Genomic DNA, 16809 nt, shown 5'->3' with positions numbered 1-16809 from the left:
CGGAGTGGGACGCAGGCGGGAGGGGCCGCAGGCGACCGCGCGCAGGCGCCATCGTCCGCGAGGCACGAACGAACATGTCCTCGAAGACATATCACCATCGAAGCCCGCGGGCGCCGAGCACGTCGCCTGGGAGGGCCCCGCCGTCGCGAGGGACCCGCTCCGCCGCTCCGTGCCCGCCGTCACCCGGATCTTCACGGCCCCGCGCCTTCGGCCCCGCGCCTTCGGCCCCGCGCCTTCGGTCACGCGTCTTCGGTCACGCGTCTTCGGCCCCGCGTCTTCGACCCCGCGTCTTCGGTCGCGCGTTTCTCTCGGTCAGGCTCCTAGCTCTTCGGCGCGGTGAGGGAGGCCTGGAGCTCCTTGGCCTGGTTGTAGTGCCGCTCGAGGGTCGAGCGGAAGTTGTTGAGCTCGACGCGGAGCTCGGGCATCTGCGCGTGCGGCATCAGCTTGGTGTCGATGAAGTTGATCCACATCGCGTGGGTGTCGACCTGGATGTCGATGTACGTCTTGTCGAACGGGTCGCCCTTCTCGACCTTCTCGAGCACCTCCATCTTCTGCTTGGAGTCGTTCTTGATGTCGTCGCGCAGGCGGCTGTCGGTCTTGCGCAGGCCGAGCCGGTCGCGGGTCTCGCCCTCGCGCGACTTGAAGGCCTCGTGGTCGGTCATCATCAGCGCGGCGTACTCCTTGACGCGGGTGCCCTTGGCCCACTTCTTGGCGAACTCCGCCATCTTGATCTCCTCCTCGTTCATGACGTTGAGGACGCCGAAGATCTCGTCGTCGTTCGTCATGTACTCGGGCGGCGCCTTGACCTTGGCGTCCTCGGGCATCGCGGCGACGGCCACGGCTGCCGGGTCGTCGGTCTTGCCGCTGGTGGCCGGCAGGTCGGTCGAGACCTGGCTCGGGGGGCTGGTGTCGGGGCTCGTGCGCGAGCACGCCGCGGCGAGCACGAGCGTGAGCGTGACCAGGGGAGTCGTGCGGTTGTGCATGGCGCAGGGGTGGGCGCATTCGCGGCGCGGTGCCACGTGCTGTCGATCGCAGGCGCTTCAGCGCGCCGCCCAGCCCGCCTGGCGCGGGCGGGCGGGCCGCGCGGCGCCGGGGTGGACCGATCTGCGCGGGCGCCACCGAGCTCCGGACAATGTCCTCGAGGTCATGTCACGACAATCGGCCTGCTCGCTCGCCCGCTCACCCGGGGACGTAGGTCGCCCACTCGCCGTCGGCCAGCGAGAGGTCTTCGCAGGCCGGGAGGGCGCAGGCCACGTCGGCGTCGGCGAGCCGGGTCGCGTCGAGGCACAGCGCGCCGTCTGGGCCCCAGATCGCCTCGGGGACGCCCCAGGGCCCGGGCGAGACGACCGTGCCGCCGCTGTTCTGCCACTGCAGGGCCACGTGGTTGTGGGTGTAGCCGTCGCCGTCGCCGCAGTAGTCGGCGGTCAGCATCTTGAGCGTGGCCTGGCGCTGCTCCGCGCTGGCGGGGTGGCCCTCGCCGTCGAAGTCGGCGTGCGGGCCGTAGTTCATCAGCCGCAGCTTGGCCGCGGCCGAGCCGGCGCAGGCGATCGTGAACCAGCGGTCGCGCCCGGGCTCGACGGTCTTGGCGTCGAGGTCGTAGGTCTCGCCGGCGAGGACGGTCGCGGCGGTGGCGAATACGTCGAGCAGGTCGCCGGTGCACACGTTGCGGACCCCGAGCAGGGCGTCGAGGTCGGGGTAGAGGAGCGCGTAGGTCGGGACCCTGGCCGCGCCCGCGGCCCAGCTGTCGATCTCCTGATAGCCGGCGATCGTGAGCGGCACGGGGGGCGCGAGCAGGCCCGGCCCGTCGACCAGGAGCGTCGCTCCGATCAATTGAGGGCCGCGCAGGAGCTTTCCCTGGGGGCTGCGCGCGACCCACTCGTCGCCGTCGACGTCGAGCTCGTAACCGCCGAGGAGGCCGGCCGGGGCGACGAAGCCGACGATCCGCAGGCCGTCGTCGTTGGCCAGGCCGTCGAGGTTGAGCTCGCGGATCGCCCGGCCGTTGACCTCGGCGGCGTTGAAGCCGCATTGCCAGGTCGGGCAATTGTAGGGCCGCATCTCGCTGTCCTCACCCGCGAGGTCGGCGCACCCCACGACGAGCGCCGCGGCCGCCGTGAAGAATGTGTGTGGTCGCCTGGATGGTATGATTCCTCCTGTCATATCCCCACTGTGAGGCCCGTCGCGCGGCCGGAGGAAGGCGGTCGACATAATCGTGTTTATGGCGACGCCGCGGCCGACCGGCGCGGATCGAGGCGTGGAGGTGCGAGGCCGCCGCCGCTCTCGACACACGTGAATGAGCGATGCGGCGGCGTCTGATGATAGGCACGTGCCACGCCCCTGGTGACGATCAGTGAGGCACGTAGGTCGACCATTCGCCGAGCGGACCGTCGTAGCTCGAACACGAGGGCAAGGAGCACTCGACGGCGGCGTCGGGCACGCGCGTGGCGTCGAGGCAGACTGCTCCGGCGCCGGTCCAGATCGCCTCGGTGTCGCCGTGGCTGCCCGGCGACACCACCGTGCCGCCGTAGTTCTCCCATTGTACCGCGGTGCCGTTCGCGGTGTAACTGTGACCCGTGCCGCAATAGTCGGCGGTGATCATCTTGATCGTCGCCTGCCGCTGGGCCACGGTCGAGGGGTGGCCGGCCCCGTCGAAGTCGGCGTGCGGGCCGTAGTTCATCAGCCGCAGCTTGGCCGCGGCCGAGCCGGCGCACGCGAGGGTCAGCCAGCGCGGCCTGTTCGGCTGGACGGTCTTGCCGGCGAGGTCATAGGTCTCGCCGCCGATCACCGTCACGGCGGTCGCCAGCGTGTCGAGAAGGTCGCCGTTGCAGACATTACGCACTCCCAACAAAGACGACAGGTCGGGATAGAGCAGCGCGTAGGTCGGGACCTTGGCCGCGCCCTCGGCCCACGAGTCGATCTCCTCATAGCCGAGCACGGTGATCGGGAGCGGCAGCTCGAGCAAGCCGTCCCGTTTGACGAGGATGATCGCGCCGATCAGCTGCGCGCCCCGCAGGACCTGGCCGGCGGGGTTGCGAGCCACCAGCGCGTCGCCCTCGGTGGCGAGGCTGAAATTGCCGAGTAGCCCCTGCGGCGCCAGGAAGCCGACGATCCGCACGCCGTCGCCGTTGGCCTCGCCGTCGAGGTTGAGCTCGCCGATCGAGCGCCCGTTGACCTCGGCGGAATTGAAGCCGCACTGCCACGTCGGGCAATTGTAGGGGCGGAATTGTGTATCGTCGACCTCGGGGTCGTCGCACCCCGCGATGAGGGCGAACAGAGACACGATAACGCTGAACATTCGACGGTGGGGCATATATCCTCCGGGTTATCGATTGTGCGATGCGCCACTCGAGACGGACTCGAGGTGCCGTTATTGAATCGCATTCGGCCGCAGCGGCGGCGGCGGCGGCGTCCCCGCGCGAGTGCGAGGATGCCGCGATTGAATCACTCTAGCAATTGACGGCGCGCGATGATTGCGGGTAGTCGCCAGGCGAATTCGCCCCCCGCGCCGCGGTACCATGATTCCGCGTCTGCGAGCACCTGCGCGGCCTTCTCGCGCTCGTCGTCGGCGATCAGGGCGTCCACGAGCGCGAGCCGCGAGCCGGCGAGGTTGCGCGGCAACAGGTTGTCGTGCGCCTTGTCGGCGATCTGCGCGAATGTGTCGACGCTGGCCTCGAGGGCGCGCCGGGCCCCTGGGACGTCCCCGAGGGCCAGCCGGTGAAGGCCGATGCAGAGCTCGATCTCGGCGACCTTGCGGCGCTGCCACCATTCCGGGCCGCGCAGCTCGTCGACCGTGGCCTCGAGGTATGGCAGCACGTCGGTGTGGGTGCCGTCGACCAGGCCCGCGTGGCCGCGGATGAGCGCGTGGTCGGCGCGATAGGGCGAGCGCGGATCGGGCTCGGGCAGCTGCTCGAGCAACGCGCGGGCGCGCAGGATCGCCGCGTCGGCGATCGCGACCTCGCCGGCGTCGCGCGCGTGCGCGGCGAGGTGCTGTAGACATTCGGCGCGCTCGCGCAGGTCGTCGGGGCGGTACTCGTCGAGGGCGTCGCAGCCGCGCTCGAGCAGCAGCATGGCGTCCTGGGGGTCCTGCGCGAGCGCGCCGGCGAGGATCCGTACGCCCATGGTGTCGGGGTGGGCGGGCCCGAGGTTGTCCTCGAAGATGTCGAGCGCGTCGCCGATGTACTGCCGGCTGCGCGCCGGGTCGGCCGCCTGCAGGGCGAGGTTGCCGAGCGTCTTGCCGACCTCGAGGTCGTCCCCGCCGGCGGCGCGGCGCAGCACCAGCGACTCTTGCAGGAGGGTCTGGCTGCGCTCGGCGTCGCCGGCGACGAGGTGGAGCGCGCCGGCGTTGTTGGCCATGAGGGCGCGCAGGTTGGGCGGCATGCCGAGGCGAGGCAGCAGCGCCTTGACGACCTCGAGGTCTTCGAAGGCGCCCTGCAGGCCGCCCGGGATGCGGCTGCGGGCGTAGAGGCGCAGGGTCAGGGCCTCGGCGACGCGGCTGTCCTCGCCGGCGCCGATGGCGACGACGAAGGCGCGGGTGAGGAATGGTTCGGCGCGGCTCGGGTCGCTCTCGAGGTCGAGGCGGCCGCGGTGGAGGTACGCCTGCGCGAGCGTCGGCCGGTCGCCGAGGGCGTGGGCCTCGGCGATCACGGCGTCGGCCAGCTCGATCGCCGTCGGGGTCCGGCCGGCCCGCGCGTGCACCTTCACGACCTCGAGCTCGGCCATGACCCGCTCGCGGCGCAGCGCCGTGCCGATGTCCCGCGAGACCCCGGTGTGGGCGACGAGGCCGGCGCTGCTGCCACACTCGGCGGGGTCGGGCAGCGACGTCGCGACCTCGAGCGCGTGCAGGGCCACGTCGGCGTCGGCCTCGCGCAGCACGACCACCGCGGCCGCCAGCGCGGCGCGGGCCCGCTCGAAGCAGACCGCGCTGCGGGTCGCCAGCTCCTCGGAGAACTCGCCGCGCCGGCGCGCCTCGCAGGCGCGGCGGAAGTCGGTCTTCCAGCGCTCGCCGTACTCGTCGAGCTCGCGGCGGGCCTGCGGCCAGAGGTTGATCGCGAACGCCGGCGGCAGGTCGTCGAACGTGCGCTGGATGTCCGCCTGCGACTCGCTGTTCCACACCTGCTCGAGGTGCGCGTCGCCGCCGCCGCAGACATCGACCGGAGGCGGCGTGCGGGCGCCGACGTAGCCGCCGCCGAGCCCGAGGATCGCGGCCCCGGCGACGGCGGCGAGCAGGGTGCGGCGGGCGCGGGTGCGGTTGTGATCGAGGGTCCGCAGCAGCTCCTCCATGCTGGCGAACCTGTCCTTCGGGTCCTGTCGCAATCCTCGCAGGATCGCGGCGCTGAGCCACGAGGGCACGCGGACGTGACGCGGCGGGCTGCGGACCTGGCCGCTGGTGATCGTGAGGCGCAGCTCGTCGGCGCTGTCGCCGGGGAACGGCAGCTGACCGAACAGCGCCTGGTACAGCGAGGCGCAGAAGCTGAACTGATCGGAGGCCGGGCCGACGTGCTGGCCGAGGAACTGCTCCGGGGGCATGTACGCCGGGGTGCCGACGACCTCGCGGCCGGCCTTGGCGGGCGTGCAGGACAGGCCGAAGTCGAGGACGCGGACGCGGCCGTCGTCGCCGATCATCGCGTTGCTCGGCTTGAAGTCGCGGTGAATGAGGCCGGCCGCGTGGGCGGCCGCGAGGCCGCGGCCGGCCTGGATGAACGCGTCGAGGATGTCGGTCCAGCTGCGCGGCTGTTTGGACAGCCAGGCCTGGAGCGTGGCGCCGCGGATGAATTCCAGGGCGATGAAGATGCCGTCGTCGTGGAGGCCGACCTCGTGGACCACGGCGACGTTGGGGTGCGAGACCTTGGCCATCGCCTGGGCCTCGTCGTGCAGGCGCACGCGGCCGTGGCTGTCGGGGCGGGCGGCCTGCGGTCGCAGGACCTTGAGCGCGACCTTGCGGTCGAGCTCGGGGTCGTAGGCGGCGTAGACGATGCCCATCGCCCCGGCCCCGAGGTATGACAGGACCGTGAAGCGGCCGATCTCGTGGCCCGGTTCGAGGGCGATCGGGTCGGGCAGCGTATGTGGGACAATGGTCGTCCTTGTGGACCCGGTCACCATGATCGCGTTCGAGGCGTGACGGCCATTCCGGCCGCCCCGTTCGGGTGCGCGCACAGTCGGATGCGGACTCGACAAGGCTCTATGCTAAGAGGGCCTGATCCAGCGGCGGAGTCAAGGTCTGTCGAAGTCGCGGAGGGTTTGGAAAAACTGCGACCAGTGCGACCGGCCACAGAACGTCGGCGAGTCGGCCGCGCCCCGTCGGGAGCAGGCTCGTGACATGGATCGTCGAGGCCCGGATCGACGGTGTTCCGGCCGGATGCGCGCGGCCCTGCGTGGCCAGCGCTGGCGGCCTCAGGTGACCAGAGTCCAGATCGCCAGGTAGTGGACCAGGGCGGCGCTGAACACAAATACGTGAAAGAGCTCGTGATAACCGAACACGAGGGGCGCCGGATTGGGCCAGCGGAGGGCGTAGACCACGGCCCCGACGACATAGAGCAACCCGCCGGCGACGAACAGGAGGAACACCTCGTCGGCAGCGGCGCGGAGGGCCGGGGCGGTCGGCAGGGTGACGCAGCCCATCGCCACGTAGAGCGCCGCGCTGAGCTTGCGCGGGGCGTGGGGCCAGGCGAACGTCTTGACGATCCCGAGGGCGGCGGCGGCCCACATGGCGGCCAGGAGCCACACGGTGGCGGAGCCGTCGAGCGCGAGCGCGAGCGGGGTCGCGGTGCCGGCGATGAGGAGGTAGATGTTGGCGTGATCGAGCTTCCGCAGCCACAGGGCGGTGCGCAGCGGCCAGCCCGGGAGGTGGTAGACCGCGCTGCCGACCAGCAGGACGACCAGGGAGACGCCGTAGACGAGGGCGGCGAGGGTGGCGGCGCCCTCGCGGGCGCACAGGACGAGGGCGATCGCCGCCGGGACGGCGGTGGTGGCCGCGTAGATGTCGGCGACCCCGCGCAGGCGCGGGCGCAGGACCGAGGAGGTCGGGGAGGTCGGCGAGCGGCGTTCGGACACGCGGCCGCGAGCATACACGAGCGACGCGCGGGGACGAGAGCTCGGCCCCGGCTGCCCCGGATGTTCCCGCACGGACGTCGGGCGCGGGGGACGACGAGCGGCGCAATGACGAGAGGACGGTGCGCGGATTCGCCGGGCTCGGCGCGCCGCGGGAGCGGTCAGGGGCGCGTATCATCATAGAAGGCCCGGCCAATCACCGCATCGCGAGAAAAATCGTGCGAGGGGCTTGACCCGCGATTCGGCGTGCTGTACAAACCGCGGACCGAGTCAGGGTGAACGTCGTGGCGAACCATCAGCACATCACCGGGTCGAAGCTCCAGGGCCAGCCGCTCACGGCGAAGCTCCTGCCGCTCCCCGCGCTGTTGGTCCTCCCACAGCCGTATTTGCCGTATTCGGGCCCGTATCTACCCCTGTGACGCAGGGCGCCCCGGTCGGGGGTGCGGGCGTGCGCCGCGACGGGCGCGGGAGACATCCGAATCGTCGCACCTCCGCGGGGTCGTGTCGGGCGGGCATGTGACAGTGCCACTCGCGCGAGGTCCCATCAATCGTCTCGGGGCATGGCTCAGCCTGGTCAGAGCGTCTGTCTTGGGCACAGAAGGTCGTGGGTTCGAATCCCGCTGCCCCGATCCCCCGTACTCGGGCCACGGAAGGCCTGAGGGGCGAGGACGACAATTCGCGCAGGTGCTGGAACTGGTAGACAACTGGCGATGAGAGCGCCAGGCCCGGCGGGCGTGAGGGTTCGAGTCCCTCTCTGCGCATGAGTCACGAGAGATCGATCTTATAAAAGAAAGAGAGACACAGGGCTGTTCGCGCAGGTGCTGGAATCGGCAGACAACCGGCATTCAAAACGCCGGGCTCCGGGAGGGGCGTGAGGGTTCGAGTCCCTCCCTGCGCATGGTGCGAGGATCCGATTGGGAAAATCCCACGGGACGCCTCAATGGTGGGGCAGTCGGCTGTAACCCGACGGCGCTTCGGCGCAGGCAGGTTCGATCCCTGCCCCGTGGACTTTTTGAAAATGAACGAAAATACGCGCAGGTGACGGAATTGGTAGACGGCTGGCGTTGAGTTCGCCAGGTCCCGCTGGGGGCGTGAGGGTTCGAGTCCCTCCCTGCGCATGGCTTTTTTGAAGAGAATGAAGAGAGAAGACCGGGAGAATTTCCCGCGGGACGTCTCAATGGGGGACAGCCGGCTGTACACCGGGGGCGCTTCGGCGCAGGCGGGTTCGATTCCTGCCCCGCGGACTTTTTTGGATGATGGACGAGAGAGACAGGCGCAGGTGACGGAACCTGGTAGACGGCTGGCGCTCAGAACGCCAGGCCCCGGATGGGGCGTGAGGGTTCGAATCCCTCCCTGCGCATGATTGCGAGCGGAAGAACGAGACGCCTCGATGGTGGGGCATGGCATCGAGACGAGGACGTACGTACGCGCAGGTGACGGAATTGGTAGACGACTGGCGCTCAGAACGCCAGGCCCCGGACGGGGCGTGAGGGTTCGAGTCCCTCCCTGCGCATCCTTGATTCTTTAGTTCCTATTTTTAAAGGAAGTCTAGCGAGCAGAAGACACGCGCAGGTGGCGGAAGTGGTATACGTGGGCCCATGTGGCCAGGCCCTCGCGGGCTTGAGGGTTCGAATCCCTCTCTGCGCATCTCGGTGAACCAACACGGAGCGGGGCGTGAGGCCCTCCTTGTGCATCAGCTCAGGCGGAGGGCGACCAGGGGCGAGGCGACGTAGCACGGGCGGCTGTCGTTGCAGGCCTCGGGGGCGGCGAGCTCGTCGTCGGGGCCCCACGGCTGGCAGGTGTGCAGGCACGAGTAGGGGACCTGGTTGCGGGCGAAGGTGAGCTGGAATTCGGCCAGCTCGGCGGCGTCGTGGGCGTGGCCCTTCCAGCGCAGGTGGCGGCACAGTTGCATGGGCTGTCCTTCGGGTCAGGTGGGCGCGGGGGCGGCCGCGGGGGCAGCGGTGGGTTTGTCGGCGAGGGCGCGCTCGAGCGCGTCGAGGACGGCGCCGCGGAGGAGGTCGAGCTTGTAGGCGGTGCCGGCCAGTGGTTTGGCGCCGTCGGCCGCGACGGCGGAGGCGAGGCGCAGGGTCTCCTCGGTCGCGGGCTTGCCGGTGAGCAGCTGCTCGACCGCGCCGAGGCGCAGCGGCAGGTTGGCGACCCCGCCGACGGTGACGATCGCGGTCTGGATCTGCGTGTCGGCGACGACGAGGCGGGCGACCACCTCGACCAGCGGCCACTCGGCGCGGGCGCGGCTGATCGCGCGCACGTAGGCGGCCTGCTCGCCGGCGAGCGGGGGGCCGAGCGCGACGCCGGTGAGGATCGCGCCGGGCGGGAGCAGGTGCTGGCGGCGGGCGTCGGAGCCGTCGCCGTAGAGGCTGGCGAGGGTGTGCTCGCGGTCGCCGGCGACCTCGATGCGGACGTCGTGGGCGAGCAGGGCGGTGGCCAGCGACGACGGGTGCGGGGCGACGCACGGGCCGAGGTCGAAGCAGGCGTGGAACAGGTGGTCGCCGCTGCGCGCGGGGCAGCCGGTGCCGCCGGCCTTGAGGCAGTCGGCGCCGGGGCGGCGGTAGTACCAGCAGCGGACGTGCTGCAGGAGGTTGCCGCCGACGGTCGCGCGGGCGCGGATCTGCGGGGTCGCCACGGCGGCGGCGGTGGCGGCGATCGCCGGGTAGCGGGCGCGCACGTCGGGGTGCTCGGCGACGGCGGCGAGGGTGACGAGGGCGCCGATGTGCAGCTGTCCCTCGCGCCAGGTGACGGCGTCGAGGCCGGGGACGTCGCGCAGGTCGACGACTGTCCCTCGGGACAGGTGGAGCCTGCGCCGCTCGGTGAGATCGGTGCCGCCGGCGCGCGGTTCACCGGGGCGACCGAGCGCGGCGTCGAGGGTGGCGGGGAGCTCGAGCGTGGTCATCCGCGGACTCCTTGCAGGACGCGGTCGGGGCGCAGCGGCAGCTCGCGGGGGCGGAAGCCGGTGGCGTGGGCGACGGCGTTGCCGATGGCGGCGGCGGGCGCGAGGGTGACGAGCTCGGCGAAACCGACGCTGCGGCCGTTGACGCGCTCGTAGCCGTCCTCGACGAAGTGGACGTCGAGCTCGCCGATGTCGCCGATGCCGGTGATTCGGTAGTCCTCGAGGCCGGCGGTGAGGAGCGCGCCGGACCTCGGGTCGAGCCGGCGCTCCTCGTAGAGGGCGTAGCCGATGCCCTGGATCACGCCGCCCAGCACCTGGCTGCGCGCGAGCGCGGGGGCGACGATCCGTCCGGCGGCGACGCCGGTGTGCGAGCGGAGCACGCGGATCCGCCCGAGCCGGGTGTCGACCTCGACCTCGACGATCTGCAGCGCGCCGGCGACGTAGCGGCCCGGGGCGAGGTCGGACATCGGCGGCAGGAAGTAGCCGCCCTGGTCGCGCTTGCGCGTGCCGACGAACCGCAGCGGCGGCGAGCCGGCCAACAATTGCTGCCACGTGACGAGGCCGCCGGGGTGGCGCACGCCGCCGGCGACGGCCACGCCGCGGGCGCCGGCGAGGGCCTGGGCGCGCTCCAGGAGCTCGTCACGCAGCTGCTCGGCGGCCATGGTGGCGGCGGGCACCAGCGAGGCGGTGGTCCGGCTGCCGCCCGACGTCGGGCCCGGGACGAACGAGGAGTCGCCGATCTGGACCACGACCTCGGCGGGGGCGATGCCCAGCACGCGCGCGACGGTCTCGGCGAGCACGGTGCGCGTGCCGTTGCCGATGTCCTGGCAGGCCGTCGAGACGACGATGCCGTCGGGGCCGGCGTCGAGCTGCACGCGCGCGCTCGGCTGGACGAAGTAGAACCACCCGCCGACGGCGAGGCCGAGGCCGCGGCGGTGGCGGCCGCGGTCGCTCTGCGCGGGCTGTCTCTCGCGCCATGTCTTGAGGGACAGGGCCCAGTCGTACAGCTGATTGCGGGCGGGGTTGGGGTCCCAGCGCTTGCGCAGGAGCACCGGGTCGAGGCCGAGGCGGTCGGCGGCGACGTCGACGGCCTGCTCGAGGGCCCAGAAGATCGGCGGGCCGCCGGGGCCGCGGAACGGCTTGCCGGGCGGGGCGTGGTTGACGACGTCCCAGTCGGCGATGTCCTTGGGCGCCTTGGCGTACATCAATCGCAGCAGGACGGTGCTGGTCGCCCCGATCCCGCAGCCGGCGTCGGCGAAGGCGCGGGCGGTGACTCCCTGCAGGTAGCCGTCGCGGTCGGTCGCGACCGCGAGCTCGATCTCCTGCGCCGGGCGCAGGCCGCCGGTCACGAGCTCCTCGCGCCGATCGAGCGCGACGCGCACCGGCTTGCCGGTGATCTTCGCCAGCGCGACGGCGGCGACGCACTCGAGCTGCAGGGCGGCCTTGCTGCCGAAGCCGCCGCCGACGTAGGGCGCCAGCACGCGGACGTTGGCGCGCTTCAGGCCCCAGCGCTCGGCGATGTCCTCGGCGACGGCGTGGACCGCCTGGGTCGAGAGGTGGACGGTGACGGCGTCGGCGGCGGTCCAGTGGGCGACGCAGGCGTGCGGCTCGTGCGAGGAGTGGCACTGGACCTGGGTCTTGTATGTCCCTTCGACCAGGACGCCCTCGGCGGGTTGCTCGCGCAGCTTGTCGACGGCGCCGCGGGCCTTGAGCTTGTGGGTGCTGAACAGCTTGAACGGGCCGCGCACGTTGCCGTCCCAGCCGAGCGGGAGCAGCGGGCCCTCGCTGCTGTTGGGGGCCGACTTGCGGGTGTTGCGGGTCGGGTAGACCGGCGCGGCGCCGGGGGCCCGCGCGGCGTCCATGCCGACGAGCGCGGGCAGGACCTCGAGGTCGAGCTCGATCGCGGCGAGGGCGGCCTCGGCGGTGCGCGCGTCGACGGCGGCGACCGCTGCGATCTCCTGGCCGGCGAAGTGCAGGGTGGTGCTGCCGTGCAGCAGGTCGACGACGCCGGCCACGCCGGGCAGCTTCAGCGCCTTCGACCAGTCGACCTTGCGCACGCGCGCGTGGGCGTGCGGGGAGCGCAAGATCTTGCCCTCGAGCTGATCGGGGAGGCGGACGTCGACGGTGTACCTGGCGGCGCCGGTGACCTTGTCGCGCGCGTCGTAGCGCGGGGCCGCAGGCTCGGGGCCGAGCGGTTTTTCGTAGGCGCCGGCGCTGGCCTTTTGGACAGCCCGGATGATGCCGTCGTAGGCGCCGCAGCGGCACAGGTTGCCGGCCAGGGCGGCGGCGACGGTGTCGCGGTCGGGCTCCCGATCGGCGTGTTCGGCCCGCCAGCGGCGGTAGAAGGCGCTGGCGGCGACGACGAAGCCGGGCGTGCAGAAGCCGCATTGCAGCGCGTCCTCGGCCATGAAGGCGCGCTGGACCGGGTGCAGCTCGCCGGCCGGCGCGAGGCCCTCGACGGTGGTCAGCTTGCGGCGGTGCAGCGCGACCGCGGGCAACAGGCAGGCGACGACCGGGGCGTCGTCGAGGAGGACGGTGCAGGCGCCGCACGCCCCGTGGCCGCAGCTCTCCTTGCAACCGGTGAGGCCGAGGTCGTTGCGCACGAGCTCGAGGGCGGTGTGCTCGGGGTCGACCTCGAGTGACCTGGCGGCGCCGTTGACGGTGAACTCGAGGCGTGGGCTCGCAACAGTGTCGGCGCCCGCGTCGGGCGGCGCGAGGCCCGGCGCCTCGGCGCGCTCACCGACGATCTTCGGCGGAGCGCAGCTCTCGCTGACGAGGACGGTGCCGCCGAGAGTTCCGCGCAGGATGCCTCGCCGCGAGATCGGGGGGCTCATGCGCGGGATGGTCCGGTGAGCACGCAGGGATTGTCAATCGGGAGGCCCGCGCCGACTTGCGCCCCGGGCGCGGGCAGGGCAGCCGCTCGACGATCGCGGCAGACAGGCGAGTCTCGCCGATCTGCTTTCGCCGTTCATCTATTCTCTCATCACCACCGCGACACTCAACATCGGCAGCGATTCACCGGTGCATGTCGTGGACCTCGACGCCTCCTGTCGTCCTCCATGCTCGCCGCGCGGTCGCCGACTTCGTGGTGATCGACGCGATCGGAGGCACCGCGGCGAACGAGGCCCATCACACCCCCGAAGGCGTCGACGATCGCACCGCCGCCACCCTCACGATCGCCGGACGCACGGCATACGCCGCCCTGGCCGTGGTCCAGCCCGGGCCGGACGACACCGTGCTGATCGGCGGCGCGGCGGGCGGAGTCGGGGTGTTCGCCGTCCAGCTGGCCCGGATCGCAGGGGCGCGCGTGATCGGGACGGGATCGGCGACATCGGCCGATTTCCTGCGCGAGCTCGGCGCCGAGCCGGTCGCCTACGGCGAGCGACCGGCCGACTCCGGGTGCCCATCGCCGCGAGCTTCCCGATCGAGCAAATCTGCACCGCGGTCGAGCTCCAGGCCGGCCGGCACGTGAAGGGCAAGGTCGTCATCGACCTCTCTCGGTAGAGTGCTCCGAACGAGGCTGACAGCCTGCGTGCCTACATTCAGGGATTGGCGCGACAGGGTGGCTCGGCCGCACAGGACGTTGCCGCCGTTGACGTTGAGGAGCTCGCCGGTGATGTGGCGCGCGAGCTCGGAGGCGAGGAAGAATGTTCAGAGGCTGAAGCCCTTGATCGCCACGCCGACGCCGGCGAGGCACATCTCGTCGAGGGTGCCCTCGCCGAGGCCGACGTCGACGGGGGCGTCGAGGCCGGCCTCGGCCAGCATCTCGACCACGCCGGGGTTCGACATGGTGTTGTTGTAGACGCAACGCAGGCGGACGCGGTCGCCGGCGCGGACGCGGAAGCTCTGGTCGATCGGGGCGTCGTATTGATAGGAGCGCTGCCAGTTGAAGTCCCACTTGGGGGTGTGCAGCAGGCAGGTGTCGCCGCCGGCGGCCTCGACCCACACGCGCATGTCGACGCCGACCTTGTGCATGTGATTGAGGACGGTCCAGACGCGCACGTCGGCGAGGGCCGGGATGTTGTTGGGGACGACGTACTCGTACTCCTCGACGTGCGCCTCCTCGCCGGCGGGGATCTGCAGCGGGCCGGCGAGCGACTCGCCGACGCCGGGGGCGCCGATGAGGGTGAAGAAGGTGGACCACTCCGCGGGCGCGTCGGTCCAGCGCAGGGCGAGGCCGGTGGCGCTGTCGGTCTCGGGTCCGCCGCCGGTGGCGTGGTAGTGGACGTTGAGGATCAGGCGCGCGCCGGCCGGGAGTTCGGTCGAGACGCCCGCGGGCGCGACCATCGGCATGCCGCCGGGGACCCAGCCGCCGATCAGCTGGGCGTTGCCGATACCGGCCCCGCCGCCGCAGTTATGCTTGACGCCGCCGGGCCAGCTGGCCGAGTCGGCGCCGGCGTCGACGTAGATGAGGACGTGATGGACGATCTTCGGGTTGCCGGCGAGGACCTGGATCCCGTCGACGTACACCGGGGCGGCGTTGCCGGGGTCGAGGCTGAGGCAGTGGAAGAAGTCGAGGCTGTTGCCGACCTTGTCGATGTCGACCGGGGTGGCCATCGTGATCGATGTGGTCGGGTTCTCGAGGTCGAGCGAGGGCGCCGGAGGCAGCGGCGCCGCGAGTGCCGGATCTCCTTGTGGCGCGCCGAGATCGGCCCAGTCCTGGAACATGGCCTTTTGGTCATCCGACAGCCGAGGGTCGTGGAGGTAGGGCAGCGGCGGCTGACACACGTCGGTCTCGAGCGCGTGCCACGGCGGCATCAATCCTTGCTCGACGTCGGCGGCCATGAGCGCGGCCCACGGCTTGGCCTCGTCGTAGGTCATGAGCGAGAACGGGGCGATCCCGCCGGGGACGTGGCAGGTCTGACAGCTGGCGGTGACCAGCGGGGCGATGTCCTGATGCCAGTTGGGCCGCACGTCCTCGCCGCCCTCGGTGGTGCCGCCGGTGGTCGGGACGGACCCGGTGGTGGTCGGGTCGCCGTCGCTGCCGCCGGTCGGAGCGCCCGCGGTCGTGCTGGCCTCGGCGGCGGCGGTGCCGTCGGTGCCGTCGCCGGACTCGCCGCAGGCGAACAGGACGAGCGAGGTGAGGAGCAGGGGACGCGAGGCGGAGACCATTTCACGATGCTGCCAGCGCGTGGCGAGGCCGTCCATGCCTGCCGTGGCGGGCGGCGGGCGCTTTCGCACGAGCACGCCGCGCGCCCGGCGGGGGCCAGGACGCGCTACCGTGCCCGTCGTGCGCAGGACGATCGCAACGCTCGCGCTGCTGGCGGGCTGTGAGCTGAACGGCGACGGCGTGCCCGCAGAGGTGGTGCGCGAGGTGCCGCCGCTGCACGCCATCGAGGTGTTCGACGACTTCGAGGTCGCGGTGACGGTGCGACCCGAGCTCGACCCGGAGGCCGACGTGACGTTGCGCGTGACGGGCGAGGCGAATGCGCTCGACCGCCTGTTCACCGAGGTCCACGGGGAGGGCGTGCTGTCGATCGCGGTCAACCCCAACCTGCTGACCGAGCTGAAACTGAAGCCGACGGTGACGCTCGAGGTGCCCGCGCTGCGCAGCGTGTTCGCGAGCGACAGGACGGTGGTCAGGGTCATCGGCGCCAGCGAGGCGCTGGCGATCGAGGCCGAGCTGAAGAGCACCGTGGAGGCGACCGAGTTGACGGCGATCGCGGCGGAGGTGGTCGCCCGCGACCTGGGCCGGGTCAAGCTCGCGGGAGCCGGGCCGGAGGTGCGGATCTCCGTCCACGACATGGCCGAGGTCGATGCGTCGCGGCTCGTCGCCGAGGCCGCTCATGTGAACGTGGAGGGCGCGTCGGCGACGGTCACGGTGTGCACGAGCGCGGCGCCGCCGGAGATCGTCGGCGAGGCGGCGCAGGTGACGGTCGCGTGCGAGATGTGAATCGACCCGGGCATGCGCCGGGGGAGAGCATTGCGTGTTGCGTTCGTCGCGGCCAGGCGCGCCAGATATGGAACCAGGACGCCTACCACTTCACCCATACGGTACGCGTGGCCTAGCGCCGCCCGGCGCGCCCTTGAGCGCGAGAATCTGGTAGAAAGGACAGGTATTAAGTCGCTCTAGCTTGGCTCGATTTTGTCTCGAAAATCTGGGGGTAGGAGGAAGGGTCGTGATCACTGCTGCGTTCGTCCGCGAGTGCAAGCCTCGCGCGATGAAGTACGAAGTCACCGGCGACGCGCTCCCCGGGTTCATTCTGCGGGTTCTTGGAGGCGCGGATGAGTCCCCCCGACGGGCCGCGGGAGAGCGCACTTCGCTTCCGTGCGCTGGCCGGCTCCGGCGGGAGAGCGAGCCGTCGCTGCGCCGTACACCGCAGCCGTGAAACCTCCACCTCAGTCGTGTCAGGGCTCGGCTACAGCTGCGCCCTCGCGGAGGGGGGGCCGTACGCTGCTTCGGTCCGCGGGCCTCGACAACCACGCCGGAGGGGGCGTTCCGCGCGCTGTCCGGTGGTCTGTCCGGCGCATGCGGGCTGCGGGAGGATGAGACGTTGCGCTGCTGGGACGAGCGCGCCTTCGAGCGGGCGCCGGGAGGGGCGTTCAAGGCCGTCAGCTGCGGGAATTGGCACTGCTGCGCGATCAAGGTGGAGGACACGCTCGCCTGCTGGGGGAACGACGAGGACGGCCGCGCCTCGCCACCGGCAGGGCAATTCAGTGCCGTCATGGCGGCGGTCGAGCACTCGTGCGCCGTGCGAGCGGAAGGGGGCGTCGTGTGCTGGGGTAGCAATCACCTCGGCCAGTGCAACGTCCCGCAGCGCGAGGGCGAGCACAATTGGTACGTGCCCGGGTTGTGAGATCAAGATGTTGTCCTTTCGCCTCGTCGCCCGCCTTGTTCTGCAGCTTGATCGCGGCCACTT

The 16809-nt window shown here is 71.5% G+C and carries 12 protein-coding genes, 9 tRNA genes and 1 pseudogene; 13 read left to right on the top strand and 9 right to left on the bottom strand.

The annotated features are described in order from the left end of the window. Positions 1-320: 320 nt before the first annotated feature. The 5 genes from K7C98_RS10755 to trhA all read right to left on the bottom strand — a co-directional run bounded on the left by K7C98_RS10755 (position 321) and on the right by trhA (position 7047). Positions 321-983, bottom strand: a complete 663-nt coding sequence (locus K7C98_RS10755; RefSeq protein WP_224191502.1) for a DUF4142 domain-containing protein — start codon at positions 981-983, stop codon at positions 321-323. 196 nt (positions 984-1179) lie between these two features. After that, complete coding sequence (locus K7C98_RS10750; protein WP_224191501.1) at positions 1180-2055, bottom strand: ADYC domain-containing protein; 876 nt, start codon at positions 2053-2055, stop codon at positions 1180-1182. A gap of 289 nt (positions 2056-2344) precedes the next feature. Beyond that, positions 2345-3277, bottom strand: a complete 933-nt coding sequence (locus tag K7C98_RS10745; RefSeq protein ID WP_224191500.1) for an ADYC domain-containing protein — start codon at positions 3275-3277, stop codon at positions 2345-2347. Positions 3278-3438: 161 nt separating this feature from the next. Next, positions 3439-6093, bottom strand: a complete 2655-nt coding sequence (locus K7C98_RS10740; RefSeq protein ID WP_224191499.1) for a protein kinase domain-containing protein — start codon at positions 6091-6093, stop codon at positions 3439-3441. A 294-nt stretch (positions 6094-6387) separates the two neighbouring features. Next, positions 6388-7047: a PAQR family membrane homeostasis protein TrhA gene (gene trhA, locus K7C98_RS10735; protein ID WP_224191498.1), complete on the bottom strand. Its 660-nt coding sequence runs from the start codon at positions 7045-7047 to the stop codon at positions 6388-6390. Between the two features lie 281 nt (positions 7048-7328). Here trhA and K7C98_RS43495 point away from each other — a divergent pair, with 281 nt between their 5' ends. The 10 genes from K7C98_RS43495 to K7C98_RS10690 all read left to right on the top strand — a co-directional run bounded on the left by K7C98_RS43495 (position 7329) and on the right by K7C98_RS10690 (position 8691). Next, positions 7329-7463, top strand: a complete 135-nt coding sequence (locus K7C98_RS43495) for a hypothetical protein (protein ID WP_263429395.1) — start codon at positions 7329-7331, stop codon at positions 7461-7463. A 135-nt stretch (positions 7464-7598) separates the two neighbouring features. Continuing rightward, positions 7599-7673: transfer RNA gene (locus K7C98_RS10730), tRNA-Pro, on the top strand. 49 nt (positions 7674-7722) lie between these two features. After that, positions 7723-7805, top strand: a tRNA-Leu gene (locus K7C98_RS10725). Positions 7806-7856: 51 nt separating this feature from the next. After that, a tRNA-Leu gene (locus K7C98_RS10720) sits at positions 7857-7942 on the top strand. Positions 7943-7969: 27 nt separating this feature from the next. Then, positions 7970-8052 (top strand) — tRNA-Tyr (locus K7C98_RS10715). Between the two features lie 24 nt (positions 8053-8076). Continuing rightward, a tRNA-Leu gene (locus K7C98_RS10710) sits at positions 8077-8162 on the top strand. Between the two features lie 44 nt (positions 8163-8206). Beyond that, positions 8207-8288 (top strand) — tRNA-Tyr (locus tag K7C98_RS10705). Between the two features lie 29 nt (positions 8289-8317). Further along, a tRNA-Leu gene (locus K7C98_RS10700) sits at positions 8318-8404 on the top strand. A gap of 67 nt (positions 8405-8471) precedes the next feature. Beyond that, positions 8472-8557, top strand: a tRNA-Leu gene (locus K7C98_RS10695). Between the two features lie 53 nt (positions 8558-8610). Then, positions 8611-8691, top strand: a tRNA-His gene (locus tag K7C98_RS10690). Positions 8692-8737: 46 nt separating this feature from the next. Here K7C98_RS10690 and K7C98_RS10685 read toward each other — a convergent pair. Genes K7C98_RS10685 through K7C98_RS10675 form a run of 3 tightly spaced genes read right to left on the bottom strand, consistent with a single transcriptional unit; the run spans position 8738 to position 12783 of the window. Then, the gene (locus tag K7C98_RS10685; RefSeq protein WP_224191497.1) at positions 8738-8956 is read right to left on the bottom strand and encodes a hypothetical protein; all 219 of its coding nucleotides are present in this window, start codon (positions 8954-8956) and stop codon (positions 8738-8740) included. 15 nt (positions 8957-8971) lie between these two features. Continuing rightward, positions 8972-9952 (bottom strand): FAD binding domain-containing protein, encoded by a 981-nt coding sequence (locus K7C98_RS10680; RefSeq protein ID WP_224191496.1) that lies wholly within the window; start codon positions 9950-9952, stop codon positions 8972-8974. Next, entirely contained in the window at positions 9949-12783 is a 2835-nt protein-coding gene (locus tag K7C98_RS10675) for a molybdopterin-dependent oxidoreductase (protein WP_224191495.1), read from the bottom strand. Before K7C98_RS10675 ends, K7C98_RS10680 begins: the two co-directional genes overlap by 4 nt. 233 nt (positions 12784-13016) lie before the next feature. Between K7C98_RS10675 and K7C98_RS10670 the strand changes: the two are divergent. Next, a pseudogene (locus K7C98_RS10670) lies at positions 13017-13453 on the top strand (NADP-dependent oxidoreductase); the annotation flags it as partial. A gap of 147 nt (positions 13454-13600) precedes the next feature. Here K7C98_RS10670 and K7C98_RS10665 read toward each other — a convergent pair. Then, positions 13601-15061: a hypothetical protein gene (locus K7C98_RS10665; protein ID WP_224191493.1), complete on the bottom strand. Its 1461-nt coding sequence runs from the start codon at positions 15059-15061 to the stop codon at positions 13601-13603. Positions 15062-15179: 118 nt separating this feature from the next. Here K7C98_RS10665 and K7C98_RS10660 point away from each other — a divergent pair, with 118 nt between their 5' ends. Both K7C98_RS10660 and K7C98_RS10655 read left to right on the top strand, forming a co-directional pair. Further along, complete coding sequence (locus tag K7C98_RS10660) at positions 15180-15842, top strand: GIN domain-containing protein (RefSeq protein ID WP_224191492.1); 663 nt, start codon at positions 15180-15182, stop codon at positions 15840-15842. A 601-nt stretch (positions 15843-16443) separates the two neighbouring features. Continuing rightward, positions 16444-16746 carry a hypothetical protein gene (locus K7C98_RS10655; RefSeq protein ID WP_224191491.1) on the top strand — a complete coding sequence of 101 codons (303 nt, stop codon included), beginning with the start codon at positions 16444-16446 and terminating at the stop codon, positions 16744-16746. Positions 16747-16809: the final 63 nt, after the last annotated feature.

It is taken from the genome of Nannocystis pusilla, from assembly GCF_020073745.1.
In the GTDB taxonomy this organism is placed as follows: domain Bacteria; phylum Myxococcota_A; class Polyangia; order Nannocystales; family Nannocystaceae; genus Nannocystis; species Nannocystis radixulma.
Note: the sequence above shows the minus strand (reverse complement) of the source record. Positions and strands in the feature narration are given on the sequence as shown.

Excerpts from the sequence above, each read along its gene's own strand:
- K7C98_RS10680 (WP_224191496.1), bottom strand. The coding sequence starts at position 9,952 with ATGACCACGCTCGAGCTCCCCGCCACCCTCGACGCCGCGCTCGGTCGC.
- K7C98_RS10750 (WP_224191501.1), bottom strand. The coding sequence starts at position 2,055 with ATGCGGCCCTACAATTGCCCGACCTGGCAATGCGGCTTCAACGCCGCC.
- K7C98_RS10685 (WP_224191497.1), bottom strand. The coding sequence starts at position 8,956 with ATGCAACTGTGCCGCCACCTGCGCTGGAAGGGCCACGCCCACGACGCC.
- K7C98_RS10675 (WP_224191495.1), bottom strand. The coding sequence starts at position 12,783 with ATGAGCCCCCCGATCTCGCGGCGAGGCATCCTGCGCGGAACTCTCGGC.
- K7C98_RS10665 (WP_224191493.1), bottom strand. The coding sequence starts at position 15,061 with ATGGTCTCCGCCTCGCGTCCCCTGCTCCTCACCTCGCTCGTCCTGTTC.
- K7C98_RS10755 (WP_224191502.1), bottom strand. The coding sequence starts at position 983 with ATGCACAACCGCACGACTCCCCTGGTCACGCTCACGCTCGTGCTCGCC.